Annotated in this window: 14 protein-coding genes; 10 read left to right on the top strand and 4 right to left on the bottom strand. The window is 71.9% G+C overall.

All coding sequences use genetic code 11. The annotated features are described in order from the left end of the window. Window positions 1-34: 34 nt before the first annotated feature. On the top strand, window positions 35-391 hold the full coding sequence (locus tag AC06FP_RS02945) for a hypothetical protein (RefSeq protein ID WP_478074425.1): 357 nt from the start codon (window positions 35-37) through the stop codon (window positions 389-391). A 42-nt stretch (window positions 392-433) separates the two neighbouring features. Here the strand turns inward: AC06FP_RS02945 and AC06FP_RS02940 are convergent, their stop codons facing one another. After that, window positions 434-1,312 carry an NmrA family NAD(P)-binding protein gene (locus AC06FP_RS02940; RefSeq protein WP_478074424.1) on the bottom strand — a complete coding sequence of 293 codons (879 nt, stop codon included), beginning with the start codon at window positions 1,310-1,312 and terminating at the stop codon, window positions 434-436. Between the two features lie 112 nt (window positions 1,313-1,424). On the opposite strand from AC06FP_RS02940, the gene AC06FP_RS02935 reads away from it, so the two are divergent. The 6 genes from AC06FP_RS02935 (at window position 1,425) to bioD (ending at window position 5,516) form a co-directional block, all read left to right on the top strand. Further along, on the top strand, window positions 1,425-1,865 hold the full coding sequence (locus AC06FP_RS02935) for a winged helix-turn-helix transcriptional regulator (protein WP_478074423.1): 441 nt from the start codon (window positions 1,425-1,427) through the stop codon (window positions 1,863-1,865). 27 nt (window positions 1,866-1,892) lie between these two features. Then, the gene (locus AC06FP_RS02930; protein ID WP_478074422.1) at window positions 1,893-2,555 is read left to right on the top strand and encodes a hypothetical protein; all 663 of its coding nucleotides are present in this window, start codon (window positions 1,893-1,895) and stop codon (window positions 2,553-2,555) included. Between the two features lie 78 nt (window positions 2,556-2,633). Further along, a complete protein-coding gene (locus AC06FP_RS02925; RefSeq protein ID WP_456117271.1) occupies window positions 2,634-2,903 on the top strand; it encodes a hypothetical protein in 270 nt (89 codons plus the stop codon). A 91-nt stretch (window positions 2,904-2,994) separates the two neighbouring features. Continuing rightward, entirely contained in the window at window positions 2,995-3,531 is a 537-nt protein-coding gene (locus tag AC06FP_RS02920; RefSeq protein WP_478074421.1) for a DinB family protein, read from the top strand. A gap of 45 nt (window positions 3,532-3,576) precedes the next feature. Next, entirely contained in the window at window positions 3,577-4,869 is a 1,293-nt protein-coding gene (bioA, locus tag AC06FP_RS02915) for an adenosylmethionine--8-amino-7-oxononanoate transaminase (RefSeq protein ID WP_478074420.1), read from the top strand. Then, window positions 4,866-5,516: a dethiobiotin synthase gene (gene bioD / locus AC06FP_RS02910; RefSeq protein ID WP_478074419.1), complete on the top strand. Its 651-nt coding sequence runs from the start codon at window positions 4,866-4,868 to the stop codon at window positions 5,514-5,516. Before bioA ends, bioD begins: the two co-directional genes overlap by 4 nt. A 214-nt stretch (window positions 5,517-5,730) precedes the next feature. Here the strand turns inward: bioD and AC06FP_RS02905 are convergent, their stop codons facing one another. Next, window positions 5,731-8,100 (bottom strand): membrane-bound PQQ-dependent dehydrogenase, glucose/quinate/shikimate family, encoded by a 2,370-nt coding sequence (locus AC06FP_RS02905; protein ID WP_478074418.1) that lies wholly within the window; start codon window positions 8,098-8,100, stop codon window positions 5,731-5,733. Window positions 8,101-8,129: 29 nt separating this feature from the next. Between AC06FP_RS02905 and AC06FP_RS02900 the strand changes: the two genes are divergently transcribed. Beyond that, window positions 8,130-8,486: a hypothetical protein gene (locus AC06FP_RS02900; protein WP_456117266.1), complete on the top strand. Its 357-nt coding sequence runs from the start codon at window positions 8,130-8,132 to the stop codon at window positions 8,484-8,486. Window positions 8,487-8,558: 72 nt separating this feature from the next. Here the strand turns inward: AC06FP_RS02900 and AC06FP_RS02895 are convergent, their stop codons facing one another. After that, the gene (locus AC06FP_RS02895; protein ID WP_456117265.1) at window positions 8,559-8,948 is read right to left on the bottom strand and encodes a DUF6165 family protein; all 390 of its coding nucleotides are present in this window, start codon (window positions 8,946-8,948) and stop codon (window positions 8,559-8,561) included. Between the two features lie 147 nt (window positions 8,949-9,095). Between AC06FP_RS02895 and AC06FP_RS02890 the strand changes: the two genes are divergently transcribed. Beyond that, window positions 9,096-9,521, top strand: a complete 426-nt coding sequence (locus AC06FP_RS02890) for a hypothetical protein (RefSeq protein WP_478074417.1) — start codon at window positions 9,096-9,098, stop codon at window positions 9,519-9,521. 90 nt (window positions 9,522-9,611) lie between these two features. Here AC06FP_RS02890 and AC06FP_RS02885 read toward each other — a convergent pair whose 3' ends face one another. Then, window positions 9,612-9,809 carry a heavy-metal-associated domain-containing protein gene (locus tag AC06FP_RS02885; protein WP_478074416.1) on the bottom strand — a complete coding sequence of 66 codons (198 nt, stop codon included), beginning with the start codon at window positions 9,807-9,809 and terminating at the stop codon, window positions 9,612-9,614. Window positions 9,810-10,125: 316 nt separating this feature from the next. On the opposite strand from AC06FP_RS02885, the gene AC06FP_RS02880 reads away from it, so the two are divergent. After that, window positions 10,126-12,543, top strand: a complete 2,418-nt coding sequence (locus AC06FP_RS02880; RefSeq protein WP_478074742.1) for a heavy metal translocating P-type ATPase — start codon at window positions 10,126-10,128, stop codon at window positions 12,541-12,543. The last annotated feature ends 13 nt before the right edge of the window (window positions 12,544-12,556 follow it).

The raw sequence follows: 12,556 nt of genomic DNA, 5'->3' as shown, positions 1-12,556 counted from the left end.
GACGACGGCCGCCGCCGCCGGTCCGTCCACAGCCGTGGCACATGCACCGGCCGGCAGCGGCGCCGGTGCCACGCGCGCCTGCATGATCGCCGGCGAATTCCAGCTCCTCGGCCAGGTCATCCGTTCCCGCGACTGCGTGCAGACGGCCGGTGCGACTACCGAGGCGCAGCTGAAGCGCGCATGCGAGGGCCTGGCGCAGACCTCGGCGCAGATGGGCGGCAAGGCCGGCGAGATCACCTACATGGACGCGTGCCCTTCGCCATCGCAGGGTCGCTGCCGCAAATTGTTCGGCCAGGATTTCGACGGCTATTACTACGAACGCTCGGCCGAGGACCTGGCCGGGCTGCCGGCCAGCTGCGCGCAGGGCGGAGGCAGCTGGAGCGCGCAGTGAGGCAGTGACGGGAAGGCGTCGTCGCCCCGCTCGATGCCGGCGTCAGCGGCCGGCGTTCCAGCCGCGCACGGTCTCGCGCACGAAGTCCGCGTAGCTGCGCGGCGCGTGGCCGAGCAGGTCGGTCAACGCGGCGACATCGGCGGCGCTGGCCGGCGAACCGTGTTCCTGGAAGCCGCGGAACATCAGGCGCAGGTCGTAGGCGAAGCTGGCCGGCGCGTGCTGCGCCATCAGCGCCTCGAACGCATCCAGGTCGTCGCCCGCGTAGGCGATGGTGCGGCCGAGCGCGGCGCTCCAGGTGGCGGTGATGCTTTCGGCGGTCAGGTTGTCCGGGCCCACCACGTCGTGGCAGGCCAGCGGCAGCGGCGCGGCGCTGGCTTCGCGGCGCAGCAGTTCGCTGGCCGCCAGTTCGGCGATGTCGCGCGTATCCACGAAGGCCATGCCACGGTGCCCGACCGGATGGCCGTAGAGGCCCAGGTCCAGCGCCGGCTTCTGCCGCAGGTCGTTCTGCATGAAGAACGCCGGGCGCAGCAGGGTGGCCGGCAGGCCGAGCCTGCGGATCATGCGCTCGGCGACGACCTTGCAGGCGAAGTGCGGCACGTCCGGATGCAGGTCGCACTGGTACACCGACAGATAGACGATGCCGCGCACGCCGGCGTCGCGCGCCAGGTTCAGCGCGGTCATCGTCTGCTGCAGCTCGTCGCCGGTGTTCGGCGCCAGCAGGAACAGGGTCGAAACATCCGCCAGCGCGGCGCGCATGCTGGCGATGTCGGCAAGCTCGCCCTGCACGGCGGTCACGCCGTCGGGAAAGCCGGCCTGCGCCGGTGAACGGGTGAGCGCGCGCACGTCGGCGCCCTGCGCGGCCAGCAGGCGCACGGTCTCGCGTCCGGTGTGCCCGGTGCTGCCGGTGACGAGGATGGTCATGTCGGGTCTCCTGGATTCCGGCGCCATGGCGGGTCAGGCTTGACCGCAGCGCCGCGCGGCAGAATATTGGCCGCGTCGCTCCGCGTGAAGTACGCACCTGCCGGTAAGTGCCATGGACATACAGGAAGAGGACAGGGAAACGCTGACCGCGCGCGTCCGCCGCGGCGATCTGTTCACCGGCCAGGGCAACTGCCGCTCGCGCGACGTGTTCGCGCACGTGACCAGCCTGTGGGGCGTGCTGTGCCTGATCGCGCTGCGCGACGGCAGCCAGCGCTACAGCGAGCTGCGGCGCAAGACCAACGGCGTCAGCGAGAAGATGCTGACCCAGACCCTGCGGCGGCTGGAAGCCGACGGCTTCGTCCACCGCACCGCCCATCCGGTGACGCCGCCGCGGGTGGACTACGCGCTGACCGCGCTGGGCCAGGAAGTCGCCGCGCACGTGGCGGCGCTGGCCGACTGGTTCGAGCTGAACCTGCCCAGGATCGAGCAGGCCTCGACCCGGGCGGGGCCGCCCGGCCCGGCTTGCAAGCCGGGCACGCGCGCCGCAGATTGACGCCATCGCAATCCTGGGAGCGAAGCCATGCGGGGTCTGGATTTCAGTTCATGGCAGGCCGTGCTTTCCACCCTGCTGGGGCTGATGGTCATCACCCTGGTGGGCGTGGGCATCCGCCTGCTGGTGATGCAGACCCTGCAGCAGCGCCGCGAGCGCGAGAACCGGCAGATCAACGAGCGCCTGCGCACGCTGATCGCCGCCTACAAGACGCTGGGCGGCTCGTTCACCGGCGAACTCGGCGTGGATCCGAAGCACCTGCGCGAGCTGCGCGGGCAGGAAGGGGGGCAGGCCCTCGCCGCCACGGCGTCGGACCGGTCCCGGCGCATCCGCGACGCGGTGGAGGCGGCGCTGTCGGACATCCTGCTGCTGGGCACCGACGAGCAGGTGCGGCTGGCCGCGCAGGCCGCCACCGAGCTGGCGCAGGGACGCCCGGTGCATACCGATGCGCTGGTGGTGTCGCTGCGCGACTTCATCCGCCAGGCGCTGGACCTGGCCCCGGTTCCCCGTGACCTGGCGATCCCGCGACAGGGGCCGACGCGCCCGGCGGCCGGTGCGGCCAAGGGACGCAAGGATGAGGCCGGGGGCAAGGGCGGCGGTGGCGGCGGTGGCATGGGCGCGATGGGCGGCGGACTGGGCGCGGGCATGGCGCTGGGCGCGCGCGGCGGCGAGGAACACGACCGCGACGCATGACATGAACGGGCGCGCCACGATTGCGTCGGCCATGCGCTTCGCGCAAGCTCTGGGCTCCCTCAATCCTGGTGGCCGTCCATGCAAGACAACATCATCCAGATCATGCCCGCCGATGGCTGGGTTGCCGTGTTCGACGAAGACGGCGAGGAGAGCGCGCAGGGCGTGGTGTGCTTCGCGCTGGTGGAAAGCGCGATGAAACGCGAGGTGCGGGCGATGGTCGCCGACGGCGCGCAGATCGGCTTCGCCGACGCGCTGCCCAACTTCGTGCGCGTGCAGGAGCTGGATGCGTTCGAGGACGACGAAGACGAGGAAGAGGACGACGAGGACGAGGAAGAAGACGAGGCGTGATCCCCGTTTTCCCCGCTCTTCGGGTTTTCGCGGCGGGCCGCTTTGCCGGCCCGCCGTGCTGATGCCGGCGGCTTCCGTCGCGGGGCAGCGCATGTTCGACGAAGCCTTTGCCTACAGGCGCTGGGCGATGCGGCGCACGCTGGAGGCGATACGCGCGGTGGATGCGCGGGCCTTCCCGGCCAGCGTGGCCTTCGCGCGGCAGCAGCTCAACCACATCGTGATCGTGGAGGAACTGTTCCGCGCGCGCCTGCTCGGTGACGCCGCCCCCCACGCGACTACCAATACCGCCGAAGTGCCGGCGCTCGACGCATTGGCGGCGCGGCTGGAAGCATCGGATGCATGGTATGCGTCGTACGTCGCCGCGCTGGCGCCCGCGCAGTGGGACGACGCGCTGCGGTTCCGCTTCGCCGATGGCCGCGAGGGCTGCATGACGCGGCGCGAGATCCTGTTCCACGTTCTCAACCATTCCACCTGGCACCGCGGCGCCATCGGCCACGCGCTGGACCTGGCACGGGTGCCGCATCCGGCCGACACCTGGACGGTGTTCCTGCATGAAACCCAGCCGCAGCGGCGCGAAGGCGCGCTGCCCGGTGCGGGCCGGGATGCGGGCCCGCAGGCGAAGCGGTAAGGTACGCGCCCGCACGCCGCCGCGCCGGTGGCACGACACACGTACATGCTGACCGATCCATTCGACAGGGAGCACCTCTGGCATCCCTACAGCGCGCTGGGCCATGCGCTGCCGGCGTTGAAGGTGGCGCGCGCCGAGGGCGTGCTGCTGGAACTGGCCGACGGCACCCGGCTGATCGACGGCATGGCGTCGTGGTGGTGCGCGATCCACGGCTACAACCATCCGCGGCTGAACCAGGCCGCCATCGACCAGCTCGGACGCATGTCGCACGTGATGTTCGGCGGGCTCACCCACGAGCCGGCCATCGCCCTGGGCAAGCAGCTGCTGGCGATGGTGCCGCCGCCGCTGGATGCGATCTTCTACGCCGACTCCGGTTCGGTGTCGGTGGAAGTGGCGCTGAAGATGGCGATCCAGTACCAGGCCGCGCGCGGCCGGCCGGGCCGGCACAACATCGCCACCACGCGCTCGGGCTACCACGGCGACACCTGGAACGCGATGTCGGTCTGCGACCCGGTGACCGGCATGCACGGCCTGTTCGGCGCCGCGCTGCCGTCGCGCCGGTTCGTGCCGGCGCCGGCCACGCCGTTCGACGGCACGTGGGACGCGGCCGACAGCGCGCCGCTGGAACGCCTGTTCGCCGAGCATGGCGACGAGCTGGCCGCCTTCATCATCGAACCGGTGGTGCAGGGCGCCGGCGGCATGCGCTTCTACCACCCGCAGTACCTGCGCGAACTGGCGCGGCTGTGCCGCGAACACGACGTGCTGCTGATCTGCGACGAGATCGCCACCGGCTTCGGCCGCAGCGGCCGGTTGTTCGCCTGCGAGCATGCCGGCATCGCGCCGGACATCCTGTGCATCGGCAAGGCGCTGACCGGCGGCTACCTGACCCTGGCCGCGACGATTACCCGCCGCGACATCGCCGACACCATCGCCGCCGGCGAGGCCGGCGTGTTCATGCACGGCCCGACCTTCATGGCCAACCCGCTGGCCTGCGCGGTGGCGCTGGCGTCCACGCAGCTGCTGCTGGCGCAGGACTGGCAGGGCAGGGTACAGCGCATCGAAGGCCTGCTGCGCGAGCGGCTGGCGCCGGCGCGCGCGCTGCCCCGGGTGGCCGACGTGCGCGTGCTCGGCGCCATCGGCGTGATCGAGCTGACCGCGCCGCTGCGGCTGGAGCGCATCCAGCGGCGCATGTTGGAACAGGGTATCTGGATCCGCCCGTTCGGGCGGCTGGTGTACGTGATGCCGCCGTACGTGATCGACGACGCGCAGCTGCGCCAGCTGTGCGACGGCATGGTCGCGCTGGTGGCAGGGCTGCAGGCGGAGGACATGCGCGCATGAGCGGCGAGGTGATTTTCGTCGGTGGCATCGACACCGAAATCGGCAAGACCGTGGCGACCGGCTGGCTGGCGCGGCAGTGGCTCGAACAGGGCCACGAGGTGATCACCCAGAAGCTGGTGCAGACCGGCCGCGCCGGCGCGTCGGACGACATCCTGCTGCACCGGCGGCTGATGGGCTGCGGCCTGTTCGACGAGGACCGCGACGGCAGCACCATGCCGGCGCTGTACGCTTACCCGGCCTCGCCGCACCTGGCGGCGCGGCTGGAAGGCCGCGCGCTGGACCTGGACGCCATCGCCGCGGCCACCGCGCGCCTGCGCGCGCGCTACCGCACGGTGCTGGTGGAAGGCGCCGGCGGGCTGATGGTGCCGCTGACCGAGCAGCTGCTGACTCTCGATTACGTGGCGCGGCAGGGCTGGCCGGTGATCCTGGTCACGTCCGGCCGCCTGGGCAGCATCAACCACACCCTGCTGTCGCTGGAGGCCATCGCCGCGCGCGGCATCGCGCTGCACGGCATCGCCTGGAACCGCCGCGACGACGGCAGCGACGAGGTCATCGCCGCCGAAAGCCGCCGCTACCTGCGCCAATGCATGCAGGCCCGTTTCCCGCAGGCGCGCTGGTACGACGTGCCGGTACTGGCGCTGGACTGAGCGTCTGCCCCCCGCAGGTGCGGGGCCTGCCCCGCACGCTCCCGCCGCCATCCATGCGCAAGCCCATGCCGGGCGGACCCGGCATCCTCGACGGCGCTGTCATGCTGGCCGGCCGGCTTGTCCGCGTCGCGCATCGCACCGCGTGTGCGTCGCCAGGCAGGTTACTCGCCGACCGCGTCGCGCGGCGGGAGCGCGACGGCGCCGCGCCGCCGCCTCACTCGTTCCTGCCTCCGTTCCCGTTCTCCAGCCGGTAGGCGAGCACATGGTCGCCCGCCCGCGTGCCGATCGAGCCGTGGCCGCCGGCCACCAGCAGCACCATCTGCCGGCCCTGGCTGTCCAGGTAGGTCATCGGCGTGGCCTGGCCGCCGGCGGGAATGCGCACATTCCACAGCACCTTGCCGGTGGCCAGGTCGTAGGCGCGGAAGTTGTCGTCCACCGCCGCGGCCAGGAAGGCGACGCCGCCGGCGGTCAGCAGCGGGCCGCCGATGCCGGGCACGCCCAGGCGGATCGGCACCGGCACCGGCGAAAGATCGCGGATGCTGCCGTTGCGGTACTGGTAGGCGATCGTGCCGGTGCGCAGGTCGGCGGCGGCGATGGTGCCCCACGGCGGCACCTGGCAGGGCACGCCCAGCGGCGACAGGAAGGGCTTGAGCTCCACCGCGTAGTCGGCGCCCTGGTTCTCGTTGAGGCCGTGCTCGCCGGTGTTCATGGCCTGCCCCTCCTGCAGCTGTGCCTTGGGCACCAGGGTGGAGACGAAGGCCAGGTAGGTCGGCATGCCGAACATCACCTGCCGCTGCGGGTCCACAGCCACGCCGCCCCAGTTGAAGGTGCCGAAGTTGCCGGGGTAGACCAGCGAGCCGCGCAACGACGGTGGGGTGTAGCGGCCCTCGTAGCGCAGGCGGCGGAACTGGATGCGGCACAGCATCTGGTCGACCAGGCTGGCGCCCCACATGTCGGCCTCGCGCAGCGGCGGCGGCTCGAAGCTCAGCGCCGAATACGGCTGGCGCGCGGCCACGCGCTGGCCGGGGATGTCCGTGCCCTGCGGCGCCGGGCGCTCGGCAACCGGCAGCAGCGGGCGGCCGTCGCGGCGGTCCAGCACGTACACGTCGCCCTGCTTGGTCGGCACCACCAGCGCCGGCGTGCGCCCCTGCGGCAGGTCCAGGTCCAGCAGCGACGGCTGCGCCGGCGTGTCCATGTCCCACAGGTCGTGGTGCACGAACTGGCGCACCCAGCGCAGCTGGCCGCTGGCCAGGTCCAGCGCGACCACCGAGGACGCGTATTTCTCCTCGGCCGGGCTGCGGTACATGCCGAGCTGGTCCGGGGTGCGGTTGCCCATCGCGAAGTAGGCCAGCCCCAGCGCCTCGTCGGCGCTGGCCACCGCCCAGCTGTTCGGCGAGCTGGCGGTATAGACCTGCGACGGATCGGCCGGGTCCAGCGGCGCGGTGCGGGTGGGATTGCCCGAATCCCAGTTCCACAGCAGCCTGCCGCTGCGCGCGTCGTAGGCGCGGATCACGCCGGACGGCGAATCCACCGCGTAGTTGTCGTTGACCGCGCCGGCCACGATCACCTTGCCGGCGGCCACCAGTGGCGGCGAGGTCGAGTAGTAGTAGCCGGCCTGCCGGAACGGCATGTTGTGGGTCAGGTCGATCACCCCGTGCTCGCCGAAGTCCTCGCAGTGGCGGCCGGTGGCCGCGTCCAGCGCGTGCAGCCTGGCGTCGGCGCTGGCCAGGAAGACCCGCGTCGCGCAGGCGCCACCGTTCGTGGTGGCGGCGTCTTCGCTGGCCGGCGTGGCGAACCAGGACAGCCCGCGGCAGGTCTGGTGCTGGCGCTGCGGTTCCATGCCCGCGCCCGGGTCGAAGCGCCAGCGTTCCTTGCCGGTATCCGCGTCCAGCGCCAGCGCCCAGCTGTGCGGCGTGCACAGGTACAGCGTGTCGCCGATCTTCAGCGGCGTGGCCTCGTAGGTGGTCTCGCCCACGTCCTGCGGCAGGCGCACGTCGCCGGTGCGCATCTGCCACGCCAGCTGCAGGCGGCCGACATTGGCCGGGGTGATCTGCGCCAGCGGCGAATAGCGCTGGCCGTAATCGCTGCGGCCATAAGCGCGCCATTCTCCGGGCGGCGGCGCGTCGTCGCCCAGCCGCGGCGCCGCAGCGACGGCGGCCATCGGCAGGGTGCCGTGGATTTCGTGCAGGTGGCGCGGGATGCCGGCCAGCGCCACCGCCGCCAGCAGCAGCGCCGCGCCCAGCACCGGCCAGCCGGCCGGGCCGGTGTAGCCATGCGGCCCGGAGCGGCGCGCCGCCGGCAGGGCCAGCAGCAGGCCGAGCAGCACCGGCACGCCCAGCCGCGTCGCCAGCGGCCACCAGTACAGCCCGGCCTCCCACAGCGACCAGGCCAGCAGCACCAGCAGCCACGCCGCATACAGCCAGCTCGCCCAGCGGCGGTGGCGCCACAGGCCCCAGGCCACCGCCAGCAGCGCCAGTCCGCTGAGCAGGTAGAACGCGCTGCCGCGCAGCGCCAGCAGCCAGCCACCGCCGACGGCCAGCGCCAGGCCGAACAGCAGGAACAGGCACAGTGTGATCACGCGCATGACGCCGCCCCTGGCACGAAGGTGCGCCCATGGTGAGCGCGGCCATGTCTGCGCCGCGTCATGCGCCGTTTTCCTGCAGTGCGTGCCGCCACGGCCTGAAAAAACCGCAGGACAGCCGTCCTCAGGGCGAAGCCGCCCGGAGGGCGGCGCAAGGGATGCGCGTCTTGAAAAAGCGGGTCGCCGCCGCGATATTGCAGGATCGGACAACGATCAAGAGAGGGCTTATGGAAGCCATCACGACTGGAATGGTCCAGTGCATGAAGTGCAATACGGTGTACCAACCCGCGATCAAGGTGCTGGAAAGCGTGTGCCCGATGTGCCTGTCGATCAAGACCGCACCGGTACCGGCCGAACACGCGCGCGACGCCGCGGCCACCCTGCGCTGAACCACCTCCACGCATGCAACCCCGCGGGCCAGGTCATCGACCTGGCCTTTTCATTGCGCGCGGCCGGGCGGCCTATTCGCCCTGGTACTGCTTTTCCTCGACCAGCGCCGAGCCGGCGACGCGGTTGATCTCGTTCTTGACCGCCACGCGCTCGCCGTTGGTGCCGTAGACGCCGCGCGCCAGGGCGATGAAGCCATCGCCGAAATCCTGCGCGGTTTCCTTCGCGCGCAGCTGGTCCTGGATGTCCCACATGCGCTCGTTGATCGCCTTGAGCTGCTGCTTGAGCGCGGCCAGTTCCGGGCGCGCGGCCTGCTGCTGCAGCCACAGCGGCCACAGCCCATCCAGCTCGGTGCGCACGTTGTCCAGCTTGGCCGCATCGGCGATGCGCTCGGCCTTGATTTCGAGGATGGTGATCTTGTCGATCAGTTCGCCGATCGATACCGGGGTAAGGATGGTCTGCACGCGCGTGTCGCCGGGGAAGAGTGGCGGCCATGATACCGTCCCTGCCGCGAGGGCCTCCGGCTCGGGGGAAAGTTGCCGATGAACCGGTGCTGGTGGCGCCGCGCCATGGCCGCGCACAATGCCGCTTCCCGCACACAGGAGAGCTCCATGCCGATGCGCTCGACCCTGCGCCTGCTTGCCGCCACGCTGCTGTGCGCCGGTTCCACCTTTGCCGCCGGCGCCGCCGATCTGGCGCGCCTGCAGGGCGCCTGGCAACTGCAGGCGGGCGAGTCCGTCGATGGCGACGGCGCGCGCGTGGACTACGCCAGCCGCGGCCTGGCCGGCACCAAGGTGCTGGCCGACGGCCGCTTCGCCTTCACCACCACGAGCAACGGCGCATTCTGGGCCGGCGGTTCGGGCACCTACGAGGGCGATGGTTCGCGCTATGTGGAGACGCCGCTGATGGCGTCCTATCCGCTGGAAAACGGCGGCCGCTATGAATTCCGCTACACGCTGGAAGGCGATGTATGGACGCTGGAGCGCTGGGAGGGCGGGCGCCGCGTCGAGCGCGAGGTGTGGAAGCGCCTGCCATAGCCCGGATCGGCCCGGTGCCGGCCGGGTAGAGGCGCGGCTTGCCGCGCTGGGGCCTCACCGGGAACGCTTCATGCGCGGCCGGCCCCGCCGCTACGGGTCCTGCCGCGCCGGGAAGCCGGCTTCGTCCAGTGCCCGGGTGAAGCGCGCGGCCGGCTGCGCCGATTCGATGCGCACGCGCCTGGCGGGCAGGTCGATCTCGACCGTGGCGGCCGGGTCCACGTCCTTGATGGCGGCGGTGACGCTGCGCGCGCAGCCACCGCAGGTCATGGTGTCGATATGCAGGTTCATGGCGGTTTCTCCTTGAGGGGAGGGCAGTCTGGGGCTTGCCATGGTGGCAAGGTCAAGGAGCCGGAGGCCAGGGGCCAGAGGCCAGAGGTCGGAGGTCAGAGGCCAAGGGCCAGGAACATGGAAGGGCATGCCGGGGCCATGCGCTCTCACTAGGTTTCTGGTTCCTGTCGTCTGGTTCCTGGCCTGTTGACCTTCCCATGATGGGAAGCTTCAAGATGCCGCCATCATGGACAACCCAGGTGAGCCGGCGATGCGCCAGAACAGCCAGAATCCCGCCCGCGACGGCGGACAGACGCAGGATCTCGCGGTCGTGGGCATGACCTGCGCCTCGTGCGTGGGCCGGGTGGAACGCGCGCTGGCCGCCGTGCCCGGCGTGGCCAGCGCCGCGGTGAACCTGGCCACCGGCCGCGCCACGGTGCGCGGCGACGGCGTGGACCGGCAGGCGCTGGTGCGGGCGGTGGAGAAGGCCGGTTACGAAGTGCCCGCGCCGGCGCCGCTGGAACTGGCCATCGACGGCATGACCTGCGCCTCGTGCGTGGGCCGCGTCGAGCGCGCGCTGGCCAAGGTGCCCGGCGTGCGCTCGGCCAGCGTCAACCTCGCCACCGGCCGCGCGCACGTGCAGGGCGAAGCCGCGCTGGACACGGCCGCGCTGCTCGCCGCGGTCGCCGGGGCCGGCTACGAGGCGCGCGTGCTGGAAGCGGCCGTGGACGAGGACCGCGAAGCGCAGCGCCGCGAGGAAGAGCTGCGCGGGCTCCGGCGCGACCTGCTGCTGGCCGCGGCGCTGACCCTGCCGGTGTTCGTGCTGGAAATGGGCGCGCACCTGGTGCCGGCCTTCCACCACGCCATCGCCCGCACGCTGGGCACGCACAACAGCTGGCTGCTGCAGTTCGTGCTGACCACGCTGGTGCTGGCGATCCCCGGCCGCCGCTTCTACCGCGCCGGCATTCCCGCGCTGCTGCGCGCCGCGCCGGACATGAACTCGCTGGTGGCGGTCGGCACGCTGGCCGCCTACGGTTTCTCGCTGGTGGCGACCTTCCTGCCGCGGCTGCTGCCGGCCGGCACGGTCAACGTGTACTACGAAGCGGCAGCGGTCATCGTCACCCTGATCCTGCTCGGGCGCATGCTCGAGGCGCGCGCCAAGGGCCGCACTTCCGAAGCGATCAAGCGCCTGCTCAAGCTGCAGGCCAGGACCGCGCGCGTGCGCCGCGACGGCGGCGCGGTGGAAGTGCCGCTGGCGCAGGTGGCGGCCGGCGACGTGATCGACGTGCGCCCCGGCGAGCGCATCGCCGTCGACGGCGAGGTGGTGGACGGCGACAGTTACGTGGACGAATCGATGATCACCGGCGAGCCGGTGCCGGTGGCCAAGGCGGCCGGCGCGCGCGTGGTCGGCGGTACCGTCAACCAGACCGGCACGCTCGGCGTGCGCGCCACCGCCGTCGGCGGCGACACCGTGCTGGCGCAGATCATCCGCCTGGTGGAACAGGCGCAGGGCGCCAAGCTGCCGATCCAGGGGCTGGTGGACCGCATCACGATGTGGTTCGTGCCGGTGGTGATGGGCCTGGCGCTGCTGACCTTCGCCGCGTGGTGGTGGTTCGGCCCGTCGCCGGCGCTGACCTTCGCCCTGGTCAACGCGGTGGCCGTGCTGATCATCGCCTGCCCGTGCGCGATGGGCCTGGCGACGCCGACCTCGATCATGGTCGGCACCGGCCGCGGCGCCGAGCTGGGCGTGCTGTTCCGCAAGGGCGAGGCGCTGCAGCTGCTGAAGGAAGCGGCGGTGGTGGCGGTGGACAAGACCGGCACGCTCACCGAAGGCCGGCCGCTGCTGACCGACCTGCACGTGGCCGACGGCTTCGACCGCGGGCGCGTGCTCGCGCAGGTGGCGGCGGTGGAAGACCGCTCCGAGCATCCGATCGCGCGCGCGATCGTGGGCGCCGCGCAGGCCGAAGGCCTGGCGCTGCCGCCGGTGCAGGGCTTCGAATCGGTTACCGGCCACGGCGTGCGCGCGCAGGTGGACGGCGCGCGCGTGGAGGTGGGCGCGGACCGCTTCATGCACGCGCTCGGCGTGGACGTGGCGCCGTTCGCCGACGTCGCCGCGCGGCTCGGCGGGGACGGCAAGACGCCGCTGTATGCCGCCATCGACGGCCGGCTGGCCGCGGTCATCGCCGTGTCCGATCCGATCAAGGCCGATACCGCCGCGGCCATCGCCCACCTGCACGCGTTGGGGCTGAAGGTGGCGATGATCACCGGCGACAACCGCCGCACCGCCGAGGCCATCGCGCGCCAGCTGGGCATCGACGAGGTCGTGGCCGAAGTGCTGCCGGAGGGCAAGGTCGACGCGGTGAAGCGGCTGAAGGCCGGCTACGGCCGCCTGGCCTATGTGGGCGACGGCATCAACGACGCGCCGGCGCTGGCCGCGGCCGACGTCGGCCTGGCGATCGGCACCGGCACCGACGTGGCGATCGAGGCCGCCGACGTGGTGCTGATGTCCGGCAGCCTGCAGGGCGTGCCCAACGCCATCGCGCTGAGCCAGGCGACGATGCGCAACATCGGCCAGAACCTGTTCTGGGCGTTCGCCTACAACACCGCGCTGATCCCGGTGGCGGCCGGCGTGCTGTATCCGCTGTGGGGCGTGCTGCTGTCGCCGGTGTTCGCCGCCGGGGCGATGGCGCTGTCCTCGGTGTTCGTGCTGGGCAATGCGCTGCGGCTGCGGCGCTTCGCACCGGCCAACCCGTAGCCGCCGGGCCCGC

Source organism: Stenotrophomonas sp. Steno-Z2 (assembly GCF_056393235.1).
This window is presented reverse-complemented; position numbering and strand designations above follow the sequence as displayed.

Excerpts from the sequence above, each read along its gene's own strand:
- AC06FP_RS02930 (WP_478074422.1), top strand. The coding sequence starts at position 1,893 with ATGCGGGGTCTGGATTTCAGTTCATGGCAGGCCGTGCTTTCCACCCTG.
- AC06FP_RS02905 (WP_478074418.1), bottom strand. The coding sequence starts at position 8,100 with ATGCGCGTGATCACACTGTGCCTGTTCCTGCTGTTCGGCCTGGCGCTG.
- AC06FP_RS02920 (WP_478074421.1), top strand. The coding sequence starts at position 2,995 with ATGTTCGACGAAGCCTTTGCCTACAGGCGCTGGGCGATGCGGCGCACG.
- AC06FP_RS02900 (WP_456117266.1), top strand. The coding sequence starts at position 8,130 with ATGGTGAGCGCGGCCATGTCTGCGCCGCGTCATGCGCCGTTTTCCTGC.
- AC06FP_RS02940 (WP_478074424.1), bottom strand. The coding sequence starts at position 1,312 with ATGACCATCCTCGTCACCGGCAGCACCGGGCACACCGGACGCGAGACC.
- AC06FP_RS02885 (WP_478074416.1), bottom strand. The coding sequence starts at position 9,809 with ATGAACCTGCATATCGACACCATGACCTGCGGTGGCTGCGCGCGCAGC.
- AC06FP_RS02890 (WP_478074417.1), top strand. The coding sequence starts at position 9,096 with ATGCCGATGCGCTCGACCCTGCGCCTGCTTGCCGCCACGCTGCTGTGC.
- AC06FP_RS02880 (WP_478074742.1), top strand. The coding sequence starts at position 10,126 with ATGACCTGCGCCTCGTGCGTGGGCCGGGTGGAACGCGCGCTGGCCGCC.
- bioA (WP_478074420.1), top strand. The coding sequence starts at position 3,577 with ATGCTGACCGATCCATTCGACAGGGAGCACCTCTGGCATCCCTACAGC.
- AC06FP_RS02925 (WP_456117271.1), top strand. The coding sequence starts at position 2,634 with ATGCAAGACAACATCATCCAGATCATGCCCGCCGATGGCTGGGTTGCC.
- bioD (WP_478074419.1), top strand. The coding sequence starts at position 4,866 with ATGAGCGGCGAGGTGATTTTCGTCGGTGGCATCGACACCGAAATCGGC.
- AC06FP_RS02935 (WP_478074423.1), top strand. The coding sequence starts at position 1,425 with ATGGACATACAGGAAGAGGACAGGGAAACGCTGACCGCGCGCGTCCGC.